The following is a 14083-nucleotide window of genomic DNA, read 5'->3' on the forward strand; positions in this document are numbered from 1 at the left end:
AACTTATACTAATAATTTATGCTTCTCATACGATGGCCTCACCCAACGCAGATAAACACCAAGCGAAGCCAGACAACAACCGGCTCCCACTCCATAGGCCACAGCCAATCCGGCACAGGAAGCGATAAAACCGGCCGAAAGCATCCCGATACCGACACCCAAATCAAAAGAGGTCAGATAAGTAGAAGTCGCCGTTCCACGCATATTATGTGGAGCGACATTGACAAAGAGGCATTGGAAAGCCGGAACCCCTACTCCATACCCGATACCGATCATCAAGGCGCAGACAAAGAAAACCCAAGACTGGTGGACAGTTGCAAACACGGTAAACGTCACCAACAAGCAGACCGCAGAACAGACCGATACCCAATGAATCTTCCCATGATCGACCAGCCTACCGGAGACCAGCCGCGACGTCCCCACTCCTACCGCCATATAAATAAAGAAATAGCCAGGATTGGCCACTTCTATTTCCTTTCCGTACAAAACGACAAAAGAAGTAATCATCCCATAAGGAATTGCAACCAGGATATAAGCGAGCGCAGCCGGCAACGCCTTCACCAGGATAAAACGGTCGAGGGAAAAATGCGGCCGCGGAACCTTTTCTCGCTTCGGATAGCGGATCAGGCAGACAGAACCGACCCCGATAAAAGCAGCCATCCAACCAATAAAGACAACCAGATTAAACCCACCTTTCCCATAGATGGCAACAGCTGCCAACGGAGCCAACGACATCGCCAAATTGATTGTCAGACCGTAAAATCCCATTCCTTCACCACGCCGGGAGGAAGGGATCACATCAATCGCAATCGTATTGCCGGCAACCGAAGTCAACCCCATAAAACCACCCTGAACGAAACGGACAGCCATAATAGTCAACATAGTCGTGGCAATCAGATACCCGCCGAACATGAAAGCAAAAACGAAGAAGGCGAAAAGATATAAAGGCTTACGCGAAAAGCAATCCACCAAAAAACCCGAAAAAGGCCGGACACAGAGCAGACCGATTGTATAACTGGACAACGCGATCCCCACATTTGCCGTACTGATCCCCAAAACTTCCACCAGATAGACCGGCATCGTCGGCATCAGCATATAGAAAGAGAAGTTCATCAGGAAATAAGAAATGCAACATTGCACAAAATTCCGATTCCATAATATGGGTTTACAATCTTTCATTTTATTCACGCCAGTTCACTCAATTCCAGCCAGCGCATTGTTTTTTCATCTATTTCTTCTATCACTTTTGCGATACGTTCGGATTTAGCCAACAGTTCGTCATTGCTCAACGTACCGCTGCTCATGGCCGTTTCCAACTCTGCTTTTTCGGCTTCAAGCAGAGGAATCTCGACCTCGAGCGCTTCAAACTCCTTGCGTTCCTTGAAAGTCAGTTTCTTTTTCTGCACCTTTTCAAGACGCGACGTTTTCTCCACAGTGGGGGCCATTCTTGCCTGTCGTGCAGCTTCAGTCTCTTTTTCCAACTGATCCTGCACCTCTTTCCACTCGCGATATTGCGTGTAGTTGCCCGGAAAATCCTTTATATCGGCATTTCCCCGAAACACCAACAGATGATCGACCACCTTATCCATAAAATAGCGGTCGTGCGACACGACGATCGCACATCCTTTGAAGTTCCGCAGATATTCCTCCAACACATTCAGCGTGACGATATCCAGGTCGTTCGTCGGTTCGTCGAGCACAAGAAAGTTCGGGCTACGCATCAAGACCGTGCAGAGATATAAACGGCGTTTTTCTCCCCCACTCAGCTTGTAAACGTAATTATGCTGTTTTTCCGGAGCGAAAAGGAAATAGTTCAGGAACTGTGAAACACCCATCTTCTTCCCGTCACCGAGGTCAACATATTCCGCGATATTCTGGACCACATCGATCACCTTCATCTGCTCGTCGAACTGGAGGCCGTCTTGGCTGTAATAACCGAACCGGACCGTTTCTCCTACGTCAAAACGACCGCTGTCAGGCTCCACTTCCCCCATCAGCATCTTGATGAAAGTAGATTTTCCCGTTCCGTTATTCCCGACAATCCCCATCTTTTCATAACGGGCGAATATATAGTTAAAATCTTCCACGATCTTCAGATCGCCGAAACGTTTCGAAACATGTTCCGCCTCGAAAATCTTCGATCCGATATACGACGCCTTCACATCCAAGTTGACATTACCGGCCTCATGCTGCTGTTTGGCTTTCTTTTCAAGCTCGTAGAAAGCATCGATCCGGTACTTCGCCTTTGTCCCACGCGCCTGCGGCTGACGGCGCATCCAGTCGAGCTCCTTGCGAAGCAAGTTACTGGCCCGGTCCACCTCGGCATTCAACGCGTCCATTCGTTCTTGTCGTTTTTCCAGATAATAGCTGTAATTTCCTTTATACTGATAAATCTGTTTCCGGTCTATCTCGATAATCTCACTACAGACACGATCCAGAAAATAACGGTCGTGCGTCACCATCAAAATACTAATGTTCGCGCGAGAAAGATATCCTTCCAGCCATTCGGTCATTTCCAAGTCCAGGTGGTTGGTTGGCTCGTCAAGGATGATCAATTCGGGATCGGTGATCAACACGTTTGCCAAAGCCACCCTTTTCAACTGCCCGCCGGAAAGCGTTTCCATCTTCTGGTCGAAGTTATGGATTTTCAGCTGTCCCAAAATCTGCTTGGTACGCTGTTCATAATCCCAGGCTTTCAAGTTATCCATCCTAAGCAGGATATCTTCGAGATTGGAATGATCGCCGCTTGCCATCGCCTGCTCATATTCGGCGATCAAACGCACCGTCTCGTTCGGAGAGTAGAAACACGCTTGCAAAACAGTCAGGCCGTCCGGATAATGCGGCATCTGTTCCAGGTAGCCAACCCGCAGATCATTTCGGAACACAACCGCCCCGCTGTCATAATCCTCCTTTCCGGCTATAATATTTAGCAAAGTCGTTTTCCCCGTACCATTCTTAGCTATCAGCCCGACCTTCTGCCCTTGCGCGATTCCGAAAGTGATATCTTCGAATAAAACCAAATCGCCGAAGCTTTTAGTCAACTTATCTATTTGTAAATAACTTATCATATATTCATATCTGCTTTAAATGCAGGACAAAGATACAAAAAGATCAAGCACGATGGATGGGATTATTTCGTATATTCATGCCGAAACAGTTGCCTGCTGACAATTGTCGGCAAACAACAACTACGGCGGAAAAATCCAATTATCAGAAGGGAAAACCAGATTATCCGGCAGACGATTCAACAATATATGCCAAGCTGTTTTAAACAATCCTCTTAACAAATATGTTCCCTTTTATAATAAATTATTATTTTTGCCGCTTTAGATAAATTTTAACAGATACACTATGTTGACAACAATGATCATCGTGTTCCTGATAGGATATTTACTTATCGCTCTGGAACATCCGCTAAAAATCAATAAAGCGGGAACAGCACTCCTGACTGGAACAATCCTTTGGGTTTTATATACATTGGGGGCCCCTCAATTTATTCCGACCGCTTCAGCCGAAGAATTTAAACTTTTTTTAGACGCATTCCCATTCATAAAGGATCTGCCCTATGCAGACCAGTGCATCCGTTTCGTCATCGACCATCAGATACTGGATAGTATCGGTGAGATCGCAGAGACTTTGATCTTCCTGATCGGGGCGATGATCACCGTAGAACTCGTCGATTCTCACGAAGGGTTTATGTTCATCACCAACCGCATCACCACCAACAGCAAGCGGAAGTTATTGTTCGTCATTGCTACGATCACCTTTTTCATGTCGGCAGTCCTGGACAACCTGACTACTTCCATCGTCATGGTCATGCTGATCCGGAAATTAATCGGCAATTATAAAGAGCGTTGGATTTTCGGTAGCATCATCGTGATTGCCGCCAACAGTGGCGGGGCCTGGTCACCCATCGGCGACGTGACAACGATCATGTTGTGGGTAAGAGGAAATATCTCGACTTCGGCAACGATCCCGCATCTATTTTTACCGAGCCTCGTATCGGCATTAGTCCCGGTATTGATCATATCCCGCTATTTGCACGGCAAAGTTACGCCTCCCAACGCTTTTGAGGAAAACCGTGACAACCTTCTATTAAAAGTATTGAAAGCGAACGAAAAACTAGCGATCCTCTGCATCGGCGTGTTCTGTCTGCTGTTCGTCCCGGTGTTTAAAACGATCACGCACCTGCCCCCTTTCATGGGGATTTTGATGGGAGTCGGTATCCTGTGGATATTCACTGAATTGATGTACCGGAAAACTCCGATCAACGAGGACCTGAAACTCCGTTTATCGAAAGTAGTGAGCCGTATAGACGGAGCTACTCTGATGTTCTTCCTCGGTATCTTACTGGCTGTGGACGCACTGCGTTGCAGTGGTGTTTTAGGCAGTTTTTCCCTCTGGTTGGACGATACGATCGGCAATGTATATGCCGTCAACCTGATTATCGGAACGCTCTCCGCCATCGTCGATAACGTTCCGCTCGTCGCCGGTGCTATCGGAATGTACCCCGTTGCCTCGGATGCGATGGTCGCTACGGCTGCTGATCCGGCTTATATAGCCAATTTCGTACAAGACGGCGTGTTCTGGCAATTCCTAGCCTATTGTGCCGGCGTGGGTGGCAGCATGCTGATCATCGGTTCTGCTGCCGGAGTTGTCGTTATGGGACTGGAAGGGATCAATTTCATCTGGTATCTAAAAAGAATCTCGTTGCTCGCACTGGCCGGCTATCTGTCGGGAGCCGCTGTTTACATCCTACAAAATGTACTATTAGGCATATAAAAAGATTCTTATTATATTTGTCGGCAATAAATATAAATATACACAATGAATTTCATTTCCAAACTATTCAAGAAGAAAGAAGAAGAAACAGAAGTCGTATCGAAAGGCTCCGTAGAGGAGTTCGTTACGCTGATCCGCGTGTATTACCAGGCGGTAATGGCTGTGCAGTTAGGTATCACCAACCTCAATATATTGAACGATATGGCGTTGTTCAAACGGATGCTTAAGATCCCGACTCAGAACAACAAGTTGGGCATAGCCGAGAAATCCCGTTCCCGCAAAATCCTAATGCAGGAATACGGGCTGAACGAAAACTTCTTCAAGGAAATCGATGCCTCCATCAAAAAGAACTGCAAGACGCAGAACGACATCAAATCCTATTTCATCATGTATCAGGGATTCAACAACGACCTGTTCTCCCTGCTCGACAACCTGATGCAATGGAAATTCCGCTTCTCCATGCTAGTGAAGAAACTGTTATATTCGCAGACACAAAAGACCATCCATGAGATTGTAACCCGTTCGGAATGGAAAGATGTCAGTGTTCAGAAAGTCGCCTGGAGAATACGGAAATACAAAGAAACGCTCGGCTATTCGGAAGAATGGATGACCGACTTCGTGTACAATGTCGTGCTGATGGCCAAAGAAGATGCCAAAAGACAGAAGAAAGAAGACAAATAACACCGTGACTATATGAGCTACCTGTTCTTAGAATACCCGAAATGCAACACCTGCCGAAATGCAAAAAAATGGCTGGATGAGCATAAAATAACGTACGAGGATCGTCATATCATCGATCGCAATCCTTCTGTCGAAGAACTGACAGAATGGATCAAACGCAGCAAGCTTCCTTTGAAAAACTTTTTCAACACCAGCGGACTGGTTTATAAGGAGATGAAATTGAAGGACAAGCTGCCTGCGATGAGCGAAGCGGAACAGATCGCTTTGCTGGCTTCGGACGGCAAATTGATCAAGCGCCCTTTGCTGATCAGTGAAAATCAAGTTTTGGTCGGTTTCAAAGCGGACGAATGGAACAACCTGGTAAAATAATGAAAACGCCAGCCACTCAGCCGATAGAGCAACATCCGTTAGGGTTCTTCCTCCCGGAAAACACGAAATTATTGATGCTGGGCAGTTTCCCACCTCCGCGTGCACGCTGGTCGATGAATTTCTACTATCCGAATATCCAAAACGACATGTGGCGGATACTCGGACTGGTTTTCTATAACGATAAAGAATATTTCTTAGAAACCAAAAAAGCTTTCAGTGAAGAGAAAGCAAAAGCCTTCTGCCGGGAAAAAGGGATCGGAATCGGTGATACGGCTATGGAAATCATCCGTTTAAAGAATAATGCTTCCGACAACTTCCTGCAAGTGGTCACACCGTTGAACCCGGTTGAGGTTCTGGCCAAAATACCAGAATGCGAAGCAATCGTCGTAACAGGTCAAAAGGCAATGGACACGCTTATCGCCACGCTGCCTCCGGTTGAAGAACCCAAAGTCGGCTCCTACTCCCGTTTCACCCTGTCGAGCCGCATTTTCCATCTCTACCGCATGCCTTCTTCCTCCCGGGCTTACCCCAAGCCGTTAGAGGAAAAGGCCGCAGTATATAAACAGATGTTCGAGGATTTAAAGATGATATAAATCAGTCACTTTCGGCTTGATCCTAAAGTAACCATCATCCGCAATGAAAATACCGGTTTACCAGTTCAAGCATTCCTTCCGGATCATTTTTCAGGTCTTCACGTAATGTCGTGTCGTCATAACTTTCCAGTTTTTTTATGATACCGTCAATCATGCTCGGACTAAAGACATTATGCTGTTCGAATACCCTCCTCTGCTGTTGCAGGCGTTTGGCAGAGGCGGCACAGCTATCCGGCAATTGGTCCAATGTTTCCAAACGAGCCTTGTTTTCTTCCTGATGAATATTCACGTTCACATAAGTCTTTTCTGCAATATCCAACGCATCCGGGATCTCAAACCCGTAGCGGCAAGCGACCGCCAATCCCGCCAACAACTGATATAAATCGGCCGATCCGTCCGGCGAACGCATTTCGACCGTCTGCTTCTGCGTCGTGTCATAATGACTATCTGCCTCCAACGGGTTTGCCAGCGAACACATATCCTTCTTGGCAGCCCACCCCAACGGAACACGCACTAAAACAGAGCGGTTACGGTCGCCCCAGCAAATATTCGTCGGAGCCTCCTGGTGAGGAACCAGACGGAAATAAGAAGTCGGATTCGTATTGCCGAAAGCCGTAATGGACGGAGCTAACTTCATCATGCCGGCAATTGCCTTACGAGCCGTTTCCGACAAAACGCCATCCTGCAACATCTGATTCTTGCCATCCTTCATAATACGCATATGTATATGCAAGCCGGAACCCGCTTTTCCAGCCGTAATCTTCGGAGCAAACGTAATGTTCAACCCGTACTCGTATGCCAAATTACGGATCACCCATTTGGCGATCATCAACTGGTCGGCGGCATCTTCCACCCGCGTAGGCAGGAATTCAATCTCATTCTGTTCATATATTTTACCATTCAAGGTAAAATTACCAACTTCCGAATGCCCGTATTTTATCTGTCCTCCCGCTTGTGCAATATATTGCATACATTGCGTACGGAACTGGTTGAACTTCGCATAAGGCCCCGATTCATGATATCCGCGTTGATCAGTTGCCGGGAACAAATCTTCCTCATCCGCAATCACATAATACTCCAGCTCTCCCATCGCCTCGAACTGCATACCTGTCACATCCGAAAACGCCTTGCTTGCCTTGTGCAGCGTATATTCAGGCGAGCTTTCCAACGGTTCGCCATCCTTATTAAAGAACGAGCACAGCATGCTCAACGTCGGCAATTCGGAAAAAGGATCGATAAACGCCGTACGGAAACGCGGAATCACATACAAGTCGCTGCTACCCGCCTCGATAAACGAAAACAGGCTGGAACCGTCCACACGCTCCCCGCAGGTCAGGATTGCATCCAGATATGCAGCATTGTTAATAACAAAATTCAATGTTTTCAAGCGCCCGTCACCTGCAGGATACATAAAGTTCACCATCCGGATATTCTTCTCCTTAATGTACGATACGATATCCGCCTTTGTAAATTCGGCAGATGGCTTCTGAAGGAACTCAACCAAAAGGTTGGCATTCATGTCTAATTCGTCTTTCATGTCTTTGTCGATTGTTTGTATAATTATATACCCGATTAACAACTCTATTACACCAAAGATAGGAAAGAAATTCCGGGAATCACCAAAGAATCGAGAAAATAAGTGGTTTCATCAACTATTTTTCGTACATATAGTTGGAATTATAGAATATTCTCTTACCTTTGCACTCGCAAACACGGAAGTAGCTCAGTTGGTAGAGCACTGGTCTCCAAAACCAGGTGTCGGGAGTTCGAGCCTCTCCTTCCGTGCCAAAAGGAAATCATTTCGATTTCAACAATTCCGCAATCTGTTCCCCAAACACAATATTCAATATCTGATCTTTTTTATCGCTGTCCAATTTTATTTGCAGAACAGCTTCGGTCGATGTTCCATTCCCTTTCGCCATAACATATTTATCGGGAAATGTAATAACATCTATTACAGACATCTGCAAAGCATTTGCAATTTGCAATAGCGTATTATATTTCAATTCGCGTTCACCCGACATGATCAAGCTAAATCCAGCCTGCTTCATACCAATCTGCATAGCAAGATATTCCTGCGAATAGCCTCTATTTCTTCGAATTGTATCTATATTCTCCAATATACTGTTCATACTTTCAAATTAACAATTGTCTAAGAAGAAAATAAGCATACATCGTAATATTTTATTGCGATTATTTTTACATATATAACATTTTGCAATATCTTTGCTGCTGATACAATTTAAAACTATTAACGAGGATTGTGTTTACAAAACTCATTCTTAAATCAATCAAGAGAGTTGTTAACCTATAAAGATATAATCAAATGTGTAAATTTTTATCTAAAATATATGTTCCACCTAATACATGTTGCCTATGATCTATCATCTCTAAATTCCGTTTTTTTAGCTGGATAGCAATATCCATATTAGTTTTTTAACCTTATATTCATTTAATATCCAAACACATGGAAAGATATTCTTTAAACCATTTATTCAGGATGCTCGGCTGTTTTATGCTTTGCATCATGTTTACAGCAACGGCATTCGCACAACAAAAGACTATAAAAGGAACTGTTGTGGATGCGACCGGTGAGCCCTTAATCGGTGTCAACGTATCAGTAAAAGGGACAACAATCGGTATAATCACCGATATTGACGGCAATTACACATTGGAAGTTCCCTCCAAATCAACTATCGTCTTTTCTTACATCGGCTATCAAACTCAAGAGGTTGCAGTAAGTAACCAATCAACGATCAATGTAACTTTAAAAGAAGACACTCAAAAACTGGAAGAAGTCGTAGTAGTCGGCTACGGCACACAAAAGAAAGTGACTGTAACCGGTTCTGTTGCCAGTGTATCCGGCGAAGAACTGAAAGCCTCACCGACAACCAACCTTACCAACGGCATGGTAGGCCGTATGCCAGGTGTTATCGGTTTTCAGACAGCTGATGAACCGGGTGGTGGCGGTACCACAATTCGTATACGTGGTACAAATTCTTTAGGCAGTAATGACCCATTGGTTGTAATCGATGGTGTGCCCGACCGTGATGGTGGTATGAACCGATTGAACCCGACTGAAATTGAATCAATCTCCGTATTGAAAGACGCATCTGCCGCCATCTATGGTGCACGTGCAGCGAACGGTGTAATTTTAATTACAACAAAACGCGGAAAAGAAGGTAAACCAGTTGTTTCATTTAACGCAAGTGCAGGTTTCTCACAACCAACCCGTTTACCCAAAATGACTAATTCATACGAATATGCAACCATGTTGAACGAAGTTCTTCCGGGTTCTTTCTCTGACGAACAACTCGAAGGTTTCCGCACACACGCTAATCCGTGGAAATATCCAGATACTGACTGGTTTGATGAAATCGTAAAAGGCGCCTCTCCGCTATATCGTGCAGACATCGGCGTATCTGGTGGTACAGAAAAAGTAAAATATTACGCAAACTTCGGAGCTAATGGTGAAGACGGTTTGTACAGAAATTCCGCCAATCGATACGATCAGTACAGTCTGCGTACGAACTTGGATGTCAAGACCAGTAAGTATGTTGATTTCCAATTAGGTGTAACAGCCCGCTTGGAGGACACTAAATATCCGGCTAAAGGAGCAGGTGATATTTTTGGTGCAGCCCGTCGTTCTCGTCCCGACCAGGTAGCATGGTGGCCTTCAGGCGAACCGGGACCTGCAGTTGAACGCGGTGACAACCCGGCTGTAACCAGCACTGACTTGGCAGGTTTCGACCACTATAAGAACCAGTACATCCAAAACAATTTGTCAGTCAATATAAAAGTACCTTGGATCGAAGGTCTAACTTTACGCGGAAACGGTTCTTACGACATCCACTTCCAAAACCGCCGTTTGATGAAAAAACCGGTGTACTTGTACACATGGGATGGAACAACTGAAGGGAGCGAAGGATTGAGTGCATCCAAACAATGGTTGGACACTCCACAATTGGAACGTAAACACAGTGAGCAAATCGGTTGGATGCTAAACGGATTAATCGACTACAATCGTACATTCGGACAACACACTATAGGTGTTACTTTCGGTATGGAAGGACAGAAAAAGCAATACGAAGAAACATGGGCATTCCGTCAAGGTTTCATCTCCGATTCCAAACCGGAATTGAGTTTAGGGGGTGAAGAAGGACAGTCTGCAAGAGGTTATTCTTGGAAAGAAACCCGATTGAACTATTTCGGACGTGCTTCTTATAACTACTTGGAACGCTACTTATTCGAATTTGTTTGGCGTGTAGATGGTTCTTACCGTTTCCCGAAAGAGAGCCGCTATGGATTCTTCCCCGGCGTTTCTTTAGCTTGGCGTGCTTCTGAAGAAAATTGGTGGAAAGATAATATCCGCTTTATCGATTACTTCAAACTGCGTGGTTCAGTTTCTCAGACAGGTAACGATGCATTGGTAGATGGAGATGGCAACTATGACCACTCCATCCAATATCTGACTACTTACGCATTCAACAATGCCGGTACTGTATTCGGTGGCCAGGAAAACAAACGTCTCTATCCGAGCCGTACTCCCAACCCGAATATCACTTGGGAAGTAGGTACAACTTACAATGTCGGCTTGGACTTCAAATTCTTGCAGAATCGCCTGAGTTGGGAAACAGACGTTTTCTATCACAAACGAACCAACATGCTGATCTCCCGTAATGCTTCTCTGCCTGAAATCACCGGTATCACATTACCTCGTGAAAACCTGGGAGAAATGAAGAATAGAGGCTTCGAATCATTGGTCAGCTGGCAGGATAAGATCGGAGAAGTCGAATACGGAGCATCTCTGAACATGACGTATGCACGCAACGAAATCACTTTTTGGGATGAAGTACAAAATGTGCCCGAATACCAATTCTCTACCGGTAGACCGGTAGGTAGCCGCAATATGTTACTCTATGTCGCAGACGGTATTTTCCACACACAAGCAGAAATTGATGAAGCACGCGCAAAAGGGTTATTATATTCAGACAACACCGTTCCGGGTGACATTCGTTTTAAAGATATGAATGGTGACGGTAAAATAGATGGTTTGGATCGTATCCGTCCGGAAAAGAACCAGGAACCTCGTTTTGTTGCCGGTCTGACCCTGACAGCCAAGTGGAAAGGCTTCGATTTGATGATGTTATGGCAGGGAGCAACCGGGGCTGAAGTGTATATCGAAACATGGTCAGGCTTAGTTGGTAACTTCTTGAAGAGCGACTACGACAAACGTTGGACACCGGAAAATCCGTATTCGGAAGGACCGCGTACATGGGACCGTGAAAACCAGTATTGGATCAACAACGACAATACCTATTTCATGAGAAATGCCAACTACCTGCGTCTGAAAAATATTGAATTGGGTTACACATTCAATTTCGAAGGATTGAAAAAAGCGGGTATTTCCAATTTGCGTCTTTACACCAACGGAACCAACTTGATTACCATCGACGGTGTCAAAGATGCAGACCCAGAACAGCGTGACGCCAGTTTAGGAGGCTATCCTTTGAGAAAAATCATCAACTTCGGAGTTCAAGCAACATTTTAAAAGATAATTATTATGAAAACAAAATTGAAATATATCTGCCTTTCGGCAGCAGCGGGACTGACACTTTCACTTAGTTCTTGTTCCGACTTCATGGACCTCACACCTGAAGACCAGTATGACGAAGCAACAGTCTGGTCAGATGCAGATTTAGCAAAAACGGTTGTCAACGATGTCTATTCGTACGTATGCGACATAGCACAAGAAGTAAATCCAGACGCCTGGACAGATGATGCTTTCTTTACGCACGTATACGGATGCCGTGATATCAACGAAGCGACCGTCTCACCGAGCAACTTGGGCGCTTACGACCGTGACGACTGCCCGTTCAAATGGAGCAAGCAATACAAAGGGATCTATCGTGCCAATCTGGTTTTGGCAAATATCGACAACGTTCCTGAAAAGACCGGTGTAGACTTGAATATATTGAAAGGAGAAACTTATTTCCTTCGGGCATATATCTACACTGAGTTGCTCCGTGGTTTCGGTGGCGTACCCATCGTAGACAAAGTGTATAGCATTGAAGAAGCTTCGGCCTTAAATTTACCACGTGCCAATGTTGCGGATGTAATGGATTTTATTCTGAAAGACATCGAACAAGCTACCAACCTATTACCTGAACAACAAACCGGTGTCAATTTAGGTCGTGCTACCAAAGGAGCAGCTAAAGCATTAAAAGCACGTCTGTTACTGCATGTAGCCAGCCCATTGTTTGCTGATCGTACCGTCAATAAATTAGAGTGTAACCAATATACAGGTGACCGTCAAGCATTATATCAACAAGCATTAGATGCCGCTAAAGATGTTATCAATGACAGCAATTACTCTTTGATTGACTGTAATGCCGGTACCATCAAGGAAATTGCAGAAAAATTCCATAACATCATTATCACGAACAACGAAGAGACTATCTGGTCGAAACAGTATGTAAACAAAGATTTGAATGCCGACAACTGGGTTCGTAACCGTGTAGCCCTATTGCATGGGCCGAACGGTTATCACAACTGGGCCGGAACAGCTCCGACACATGACTTGGTGATGGCTTTCGAAACAGAAGAAGGTAAAATCCCGAATACGCTATTGAAACCGGGTGAATCAACCACCGAAAATCCGTATATGAACCGTGAACCACGTTTCTATGCAACTATCGGTTATGATGGTGCAGAGTGGGGACGCCCCAGAGCTTCCGATGGAGCCGTGTTCGATGCGACTCCACTGGGTAACCTGCAATTCGGTTATTATGAATTAAGTGAAGGCGGCAATAACGTCAATGCCATATATTCAGTTGATGACGATAACAATCCCATCAAGCAGGAAAAATTCAATGGTATGGTCGGCGTTGATACCCGTATGGGACAGATCGAAAACTGGAATGGTACTTACACCGGCTATTTGGAAAAGAAATTGATCGACGGTTCTGTAGCAGCCAACGAACACAACTTCCAAACTTGTCCGATGCCTTACATCCGCTTAGCCGAAATGTATTTGATTGCAGCCGAAGCCTGTATCGAATTAAACAAATTGGATGAAGCAGTCATTTATATAGACGCTATCCGTGGACGTATCGGTCGGCCGGATACCAAAGCCACATTGGCTGTTCGCGGACAAACATTCAACCAAAGTGATCTGCGTGAATTCCTGCGCCATGAACGTCGTGTCGAATTAACTTATGAACATTCACGTTATTATGACATACGTCGCTGGATGATTGCACCGGAAATCGGAAACAAGAAATTAACCGGTGTATCAATTGTCGGCCGTTTAAAACCGGGCAAGACAGCATCTTTACCGTATGTTCATGACGAAGAAGTCTATAATTACACCTGGACAGTTCTCAATCTGAACTATATTGAGAAACGCAAATGGGACAACAAGATGTATTTCGCCCCTATCAAGTTAGAAGAAACATTACGTAATCCGGCGATCATACAGAATCCGTATTACGAATAATACCTGTTTCCAAACAAATCAGAATAGGGAGGAAGTTTTTTACTTCCTCCCTATTTTTTCTTGTGCATATTTTGTAATATCACTCTATCACTTTTTCATGATATCATATTAATTATCAACCGATAAAGAAGTGATACATGCCCTTTTTTATGTATCACTT

At 44.9% G+C, this 14083-nt stretch carries 10 protein-coding genes and 1 tRNA gene; 7 read left to right on the forward strand and 4 right to left on the reverse strand.

The annotated features are described in order from the left end of the window. Positions 1-3 precede the first annotated feature (3 nt). Both BHV83_RS14940 and BHV83_RS14945 read right to left on the reverse strand, forming a co-directional pair. Positions 4-1179 (reverse strand): MFS transporter, encoded by a 1176-nt coding sequence (locus BHV83_RS14940; protein WP_022322410.1) that lies wholly within the window; start codon positions 1177-1179, stop codon positions 4-6. 5 nt (positions 1180-1184) lie between these two features. After that, positions 1185-3068 carry an ABC-F family ATP-binding cassette domain-containing protein gene (locus tag BHV83_RS14945; RefSeq protein ID WP_022322409.1) on the reverse strand — a complete coding sequence of 628 codons (1884 nt, stop codon included), beginning with the start codon at positions 3066-3068 and terminating at the stop codon, positions 1185-1187. 283 nt (positions 3069-3351) lie between these two features. Between BHV83_RS14945 and nhaD the strand changes: the two genes are divergently transcribed. The 4 genes from nhaD to BHV83_RS14965 are packed head-to-tail and all read left to right on the forward strand — an operon-like array spanning position 3352 to position 6425. Then, complete coding sequence (gene nhaD / locus BHV83_RS14950; RefSeq protein WP_286757670.1) at positions 3352-4782, forward strand: sodium:proton antiporter NhaD; 1431 nt, start codon at positions 3352-3354, stop codon at positions 4780-4782. A gap of 45 nt (positions 4783-4827) precedes the next feature. Then, positions 4828-5463: a DUF8491 family protein gene (locus BHV83_RS14955; RefSeq protein WP_005640770.1), complete on the forward strand. Its 636-nt coding sequence runs from the start codon at positions 4828-4830 to the stop codon at positions 5461-5463. A 12-nt stretch (positions 5464-5475) separates the two neighbouring features. Then, positions 5476-5832: an arsenate reductase family protein gene (locus BHV83_RS14960; protein WP_005640769.1), complete on the forward strand. Its 357-nt coding sequence runs from the start codon at positions 5476-5478 to the stop codon at positions 5830-5832. Next, positions 5832-6425, forward strand: coding sequence for a uracil-DNA glycosylase family protein (locus tag BHV83_RS14965; RefSeq protein ID WP_005646132.1), 594 nt, complete (start codon positions 5832-5834; stop codon positions 6423-6425). Before BHV83_RS14960 ends, BHV83_RS14965 begins: the two co-directional genes overlap by 1 nt. Positions 6426-6459: 34 nt before the next feature. Here the strand turns inward: BHV83_RS14965 and BHV83_RS14970 are convergent, their stop codons facing one another. Next, positions 6460-7962, reverse strand: a complete 1503-nt coding sequence (locus BHV83_RS14970) for a glutamine synthetase family protein (RefSeq protein WP_195489478.1) — start codon at positions 7960-7962, stop codon at positions 6460-6462. 175 nt (positions 7963-8137) lie between these two features. On the opposite strand from BHV83_RS14970, the gene BHV83_RS14975 reads away from it, so the two are divergent. Then, positions 8138-8213: transfer RNA gene (locus BHV83_RS14975), tRNA-Trp, on the forward strand. An 8-nt stretch (positions 8214-8221) separates the two neighbouring features. Here the strand turns inward: BHV83_RS14975 and BHV83_RS14980 are convergent. Beyond that, positions 8222-8557, reverse strand: a complete 336-nt coding sequence (locus BHV83_RS14980) for a helix-turn-helix domain-containing protein (protein ID WP_005640764.1) — start codon at positions 8555-8557, stop codon at positions 8222-8224. A 335-nt stretch (positions 8558-8892) separates the two neighbouring features. Between BHV83_RS14980 and BHV83_RS14985 the strand changes: the two genes are divergently transcribed. After that, positions 8893-11976: a SusC/RagA family TonB-linked outer membrane protein gene (locus BHV83_RS14985; RefSeq protein WP_005650890.1), complete on the forward strand. Its 3084-nt coding sequence runs from the start codon at positions 8893-8895 to the stop codon at positions 11974-11976. A gap of 12 nt (positions 11977-11988) precedes the next feature. Then, a complete protein-coding gene (locus BHV83_RS14990; protein WP_122205863.1) occupies positions 11989-13923 on the forward strand; it encodes a RagB/SusD family nutrient uptake outer membrane protein in 1935 nt (644 codons plus the stop codon). The last annotated feature ends 160 nt before the right edge of the window (positions 13924-14083 follow it).

The sequence above is a fragment of the Parabacteroides sp. merdae-related_45_40 genome (assembly GCF_001915675.1).